The organism is Synechococcus sp. B60.1 (genome assembly GCF_047462555.1).
Classification (GTDB): Bacteria; Cyanobacteriota; Cyanobacteriia; order Thermostichales; family Thermostichaceae; genus Thermostichus.
Genome location: NZ_JANSJN010000098.1, coordinates 4190 through 10216, shown reverse-complemented (window position 1 = coordinate 10216; position 6027 = coordinate 4190). Strand labels below are relative to the sequence as shown.

5 protein-coding genes are annotated in these 6027 nt (G+C 64.4%); 3 read left to right on the top strand and 2 right to left on the bottom strand.

What is annotated here, in order from left to right; genetic code table 11:
• Positions 1 to 210 precede the first annotated feature (210 nt).
• Both NW863_RS10620 and NW863_RS10615 read right to left on the bottom strand, forming a co-directional pair.
• Entirely contained in the window at positions 211 to 1500 is a 1290-nt protein-coding gene (locus tag NW863_RS10620; protein ID WP_414366254.1) for a DNA double-strand break repair nuclease NurA, read from the bottom strand.
• A complete protein-coding gene (locus tag NW863_RS10615; RefSeq protein ID WP_414366252.1) occupies positions 1484 to 2437 on the bottom strand; it encodes a 6-carboxytetrahydropterin synthase in 954 nt (317 codons plus the stop codon). The genes NW863_RS10620 and NW863_RS10615 overlap by 17 nt, the downstream gene beginning before the upstream one ends.
• A 239-nt stretch (positions 2438 to 2676) precedes the next feature.
• Here NW863_RS10615 and NW863_RS10610 point away from each other — a divergent pair, with 239 nt between their 5' ends.
• The 3 genes from NW863_RS10610 to NW863_RS10600 form a co-directional block, all read left to right on the top strand.
• Positions 2677 to 3972: a homoserine dehydrogenase gene (locus NW863_RS10610; RefSeq protein WP_414366250.1), complete on the top strand. Its 1296-nt coding sequence runs from the start codon at positions 2677 to 2679 to the stop codon at positions 3970 to 3972.
• Between the two features lie 39 nt (positions 3973 to 4011).
• On the top strand, positions 4012 to 5481 hold the full coding sequence (gene hemG / locus NW863_RS10605) for a protoporphyrinogen oxidase (protein ID WP_414366248.1): 1470 nt from the start codon (positions 4012 to 4014) through the stop codon (positions 5479 to 5481).
• A 4-nt stretch (positions 5482 to 5485) separates the two neighbouring features.
• The coding region (locus NW863_RS10600) for a DUF3326 domain-containing protein (RefSeq protein ID WP_414366246.1) at positions 5486 to 6027 on the top strand (542 nt) is incomplete at its 3' end.

Sequence of the window (6027 nt, the reverse complement as noted above, 5' to 3'; positions counted from 1 at the left end):
GGCAGAAGAAGAGACAAAAGCTCTGCTGTCAAGCGGGTGAGGAAACCCCACCCGCCTACGCGGTGGGGTAGTTCATTAGGTTATAGTCGCTTCTGGGATGCCAAGGATCCCAGCAGGCGCTGCGATTTTGGGTCTAAGGAGTCATTCCCTCACCCCCAGCCCCTCTCCTAGAAGGAGAGGGAAGGAAGAGCTTTGCGGCACTGGCACCAATTAGGCGATACCCGTTCGCTTCTGGGCTTCCTTACGAGAGACGGCCACATGGCGCAGGCCGGCGCGGATCAGCTCCTGCTCGATGAGGGTGAAGAACCGCTGCCGATCGCCTCCTCTCACTACAGCCAGATGATGGGCTTCGGCCAGGGCGATGGGGTAGCCAAAGCCCTTTTGCACCTGGCTCAGCACCCCTGCCAAGGCCTGCTGCAGCAGCTCTGGATCCTGGGCCACCCAGGCGGGAAACTCTAGCCGGGCAATCTCCGGCAGGGATCCCTCGCCAGGGTTCGCGCCAACATTCAAGTAACAGCAGTGGATGTGATGTTCCCCAAAAGTCTCCAGGACGCTGGCGCCACTGCGCCAGAGGGGGCTGCGCTCTCCCGGCTGCAGTAGGGATCCCCAAAAAACGCGATCTGCCAGGGGGGCAAAGGGCTGGCAGGGGGGAGTTTTCTCGCCGGCGCAGTAGCGATAGCAGTCGCAGCCCAGGTAGGGGCACAGCCCCAGGCGCAAGTAGTTAAGGGTTTCGCTGCTGCGGGAAGCGCTGATGTAGCCCACCAGGGGAATGCGGGCCGCCCGCAACTGCTCCAGGGTCGCCAGGATGGGATCCAGCCAGGGACGTTGGGTTGATCTAGGCAGCGACTCCAGTCCCCAGGGGATCAGGGATCCATCCAGCAGCGCCAGCGTGAGGCGACGGCAGGACAGCGACAGGGCCAACTGGGCCAGCTCCTCCAACTCTGCCTGGGAGCGCCGCAAAGCCAGCACCTCTTCGGCGTCCAAAGCAATCTCCGCCCCCTCACCGCGATCTCCTTCCTCTCGGCGGGGTTGGCGGCGAAGACGGCGCGGGGCCGCTCCTGGAAGGGAGTTGGATCGGTTCGGTTGAGCAAAGGGCTCCTGCCCGTAGATCAGCAGGGGCTGGCTGTCCAGCAGCGGCCACTCTTGCGTGCCGTAGTGGAGGGCTACCCGCCCAATGTTGATGAGCGAGCAGTAGGCGATCTCGTGGTGGCTGGGCAGGATCTGGGAGCCGTCGGTGGCCACCACCGTGTGCGGCCCCTGCAAAGGTTCCACTTTGGGCAGGGATCCCCAGGTTTCCGGCGGCTCGGCGGGACTGGCGCAGGTAAAGGCGAGATGGGATCCCCACTCCGCCCAGCGGGACTGCCAGGCTTGGGGTTCTCGCTGCAGGCGGGCAAACTCCTGCAAGGCCAGGCGCAGACGCTCTTGGTTGGCCTTCGACTCCTGCTGCAGGTGGCGGGCGAAGGCGGGAATCTGCTCGCTCAGTTTAACAAGATCCAGCATAGGCGGCTGGCCCACCCCTGCCGGCAGCTAGGGGCTCCACTTCAGAGGGATCCCTCTTGCCCTCGCTCGCGGGGTATGGGGTGGCAGCGGTAGCTGCGCCCAGCTCCTCTAGCGGAAACTCCCCATAGACCTCGCTGCTGTTGTTGGGGCTTTCCTGCAGGCGGATCCGATGCAGTTGCACCCCCAGCTTCCGCAGGGGCAGAGTCAGCAGCCGCTGGATGTAGAGGGCAATGTTTTCCGCAGTGGGCACCACCTGGGCAAAGTAGGGGATGTCCTTGTTTAGGAAGGTGTGATCTAGGGGTTTGACCACCTGCTCCTCAATCACCCGCTGCAAAGCTGCCAAGTCCACGATCATCCCCGTGCGCGGGTCGATGGATCCCTTGACGGTGATCTCCAGGCCATAGTTGTGGCCGTGGCCGTGGGGACGGGCGCAGAGGCCATAGATGGCGGTGTTCTCTTCCAGACTGAGGTGATCCAAGGCCAAGCGGTGGGCGGCGCTAAAGTGGGTGGCAACGGTCAAATAGGCTTGCATGGCTTCTCCTCGGTATTCGGCCCAAAACTCAGGATCTTCATAGAGGCGCACGCTGGTCAGGGGCAGAGCATCGGCCAGGCGCTGCCAAATGGTGTAGGCGATGAACTCGGTGGTGGGCAGGGTTTGGGCAAACTCTGGCCAAGCTTCGTTGAGGTAGGCAAAGTTCAGCTCCTGAATCACCCGCTCCTGAATCACCCGCTTCACCTGTGAGAGGTTAAGCACCATGCCGTACTCGTCCACCTCTCCCGTCAAGCCCACCTCCAGCACGTAGTTGTGGCCGTGGCCGGGGAAGCGGGCGTGGGGGCCAAAGCGGGCCAGGTTCTCGGCTTCAGAGAGCTCCGGCAGCCAGTAGCGGTGGCTGGCGGCAAAATGGGCACGGCGGTAGATGGTACAGGTTCTGGACATGAAGGCTATGAATGAATGAAAACATCTGTAAAGGGATCCCCCCTTCAGCATAAACCCCAAACCGGCACTGCCCCCACAGCGAGGGATCCCTGCGGCTGTCTCAACGCACCTTCCCCCTGAACCCAAAGCGCCTTGGGATGGATGGCCAAAATCTCGTCCTGATGGGGCCAGGAGTGTGTCAACCTGGTAAAGGTAAGGAAGTCTTTGGGTCTCAGGGATCAACGGGCGAGGGAGCGGCTGTGGTCTATCGGGTTGGGCTACTGGGGCTGGGTACTGTCGGCACGGGCGTGGTAGAGATTTTGCAACGCCCACCTCACCCCCTCTTGCAGGCTGTCGAGCTTGCGGCGGTAGGGGTGCGTTCCCTGGACAGGCCGCGGCGGGTATCCATCCCGCTTGAGCGCCTGACCACTGACCTAGAGCGGATTGTGTCGGATCCAGACATTGACGTGGTGATTGAGCTCATGGGCGGGCTGGAGCCGGCTCGCAGCCTCATCTTAAAGGCCATTGACCACGGCAAGCCAGTCATTACAGCCAACAAAGCGGTCATTGCCCGCTATGGCGAGGAGATCTTCCGCGCTGCTGCCCAGGCCAGGGTGGCCGTGCTGCTGGAGGCAGCCGTGGGGGGTGGGATCCCTGTCGTCCAGACTTTGCAGCAGTCGCTGCAGGCCAGCCGCATCCAGGCGGTCTGGGGCATCATCAACGGCACGACCAACTTCATCCTCAGCCAGATGGCCCAGGAGGGTAGCTCCTTTGCCGAAGCGCTGGCCCAAGCCCAAGCCCGCGGCTATGCGGAGGCGGATCCCAGCGCCGATGTGGAAGGATGGGATGCGGCGGACAAGATCGCCATTTTGGCTAGCCTGGCGTTTGGGGTGTCGGTGCCGCGGGAGGCCATCCCTTGCGAAGGGATCCGCAGCATCAGCCCCACCGACATCCGCTATGCCCGCGAGTGGGGCTACACCTTCAAGCTTTTGGCCATTGCCCAGAGGGCTGGTGTCCCAGGAGCCGAAACGGCCTTGGATGTCCGCGTCCACCCCACCCTATTGCCGCTGACCCACCCGCTGGCTAATATCCACGGCGTGGACAACGCCGTCTGGGTACAAGGGGATCCCCTGGGCCAGGTGGTGCTCTCCGGGCCGGGGGCGGGACAGGGGCCGACGGCCAGTGCTGTCGTTGGGGATCTGCTCACCCTACTTGCCCACCTGCAGACAGGGGCCCATCTCCCCAATCCTCTCTGGGGATTGCCTGTTTCTCCTCCTGTTGCCTCCCTGCTGCCACTGGCGGAGGTGCAGTCGGAGTTTTACGTGCGAGTGCTGGCCCAGGATCGACCGGGGGTGATGGGAGCTATTGGCACCTGCTTTGGCCGGCACCAGGTTAGCCTGGAGAGCATTACCCAAAAGGAGTGCCACCAGGAGCTGGCGGAGATTGTTGTCCTCACCCACACCGTGCGCGAGGCTGACTGCCGGCAGGCGCTGGCCGAGATCCAGCAGCTTCCCCAGGTAGCCGGGATCCCCAGCCTGTTTCGCGTGCTGCGCTAATGGCGCCCCTCGTGTTGCCCGTGATGGAGGATAGACAGCTTGGCAGCGACCGCGGATCTTGCAACCCCTGAACTCCTCAGAGCCGAAGTGGTGGTCATTGGGGCGGGCATCAGCGGCCTGACGCTGGCTTGGCGCCTGCAGCAGGGTCTCTCTGGTAGGGGTGGCTCCGCTCAGGCCGTGCTCTTGGCCGAGGCCAGCTCTCGGGTGGGCGGCTGCATTTCCACCCAATCCAAAGACGGCTACCGCTGGGAGGAAGGCCCCAACAGCTTTACCCCTACGCCTGCCCTGCTCAACTTGATTGCCGAGGTGGGCCTGGCCGACCAACTGGTGCTGGCCGATGCCCAGCTGCCCCGCTACATCTACTGGGAAGGAGAGCTGCTGCCAGTGCCGCTGAGCCCCACGGCGGCTCTGGGCTCACGGCTGCTCAGTGTGGGTGGTAAGCTGCGGGCTCTGCAGGGCCTGTTGGGGTTTGTCCCTCCGCCGCCGGGGCAGGAGGAGACGGTGCGGCAGTTTTTCCGGCGACAACTGGGATCCGAAGTGGTGGAGCGCCTGGTGGAGCCCTTCACCTCAGGGGTCTATGCCGGGGATCCGGATCAACTCAGCGCGGTGGCAGCTTTCCCTCGGGTAGCTGGCCTAGAGGAGCGCTACGGCAGTCTCTTTGCCGGCGCCCTGCAGGCTCTGCGCCAAAGACCCCAGCCTTTTCCCGCAGCCATCCACCCCCCGCCCAAACGCGGCCAACTGGGCAATCTGAGGCAGGGGCTGCAGCAGTTGCCAGAGGCCCTAGCCCAAAAGCTGGGCGACAGCCTGCGGCTGGGTTGGCAAGCGGTGCAGCTGAAGCGGGAGGGAGAGCTCTATGGGGTGGGCTTTGCAACCCCAGAGGGATCCCGCTGGGTGGCTGCTCGCCAGGTGGTGCTGGCTCTCCCCGCCTATGAGGCTGCCTTGCTGCTGCAGGAACTCAACCCCGAGGCCAGCCAGCTCTTGGCGGGGATCCCCTATCCGCCGGTGGCAGTGGTGGCTCTGGCCTATCCCCAAGCGGTTCTGCCGCAGCCGCTGCGGGGCTTTGGCCACCTCATCCCTCGCTCCCAGGGTCTACGCACCCTAGGCACTATCTGGGCCTCCTGTCTTTTCCCGGAGCGGGCTCCCCAGGGCTACCACAGCTTCCTCAGCTTCCTGGGCGGTGCTACCGATGCTGCCTTGGCCCGCCGGCAAGGGATCCCACCCATCACTGCTCTGTCCCCTGAGGAGCGAGCGCAAATTGTCCACGCCGAGCTCAGTCAGGTGCTGCTTACCCGCCGCGCCGAGCCCATCTACTTGGGCGAACGCCTGTGGCCCCGCGCCATTCCCCAGTACACCCTCGGCCACCGGCAGCGGATGGCCCAGTTGCAGGTCCACCTGGCCTCCCAGACGCCGGGGATCTGGGTGTGCGCCAACTACCTAGACGGTGTGGCCCTGGGCGACTGCGTGCGGCGGGCTGAGGCGCTGGCGCAGCAGCTTTTGTCCCAGGTCTAGTCCGATGGGTCGCCCCTACACTGTCCTGCTTTTGGTTCCCACCGGTATCGGTGCCCGGGTGGGTGGCTTTGCTGGCGATGCCCTGCCCGTGGCTCGCGCCTTGGCCGCAGCCGCGGATTGCGTCATCACCCACCCCAATGTCCTCAACGGCGCTACCCTCTTCTGGCCCCTGGGGAATGTGCTCTACGTGGAAGGATACGGCCTGGATCGCTTCTGTGCCGGGGAGTGGTTCCTCAGGCCAGTGCGGCAAAACCGCATCGGGGTGGTGCTGGATGCCGGGATCCCGGAGGATCTGCGCCAGCGCCATTTGCAGGTCATGCAAGCCGCTCAGGCCACGCTGGGGCTGGACATCGGCCCCTGGCGCTTGACTCCTCGACCCTTAGGCGTTGCCGTCAGCTTCTCCCCTGCCGGCGCCAGCCAGGGATCCCTAGCGGATGCCGAGGCGCTCCTGGAAGCCGCGCGTGCGCTGCTCTATGCAGGGGCCGAGGCCATTGCCGTGGTGGCCCGCTTCCCCGACGATCTTGACTTTAGCCAGTACGAGCAGGG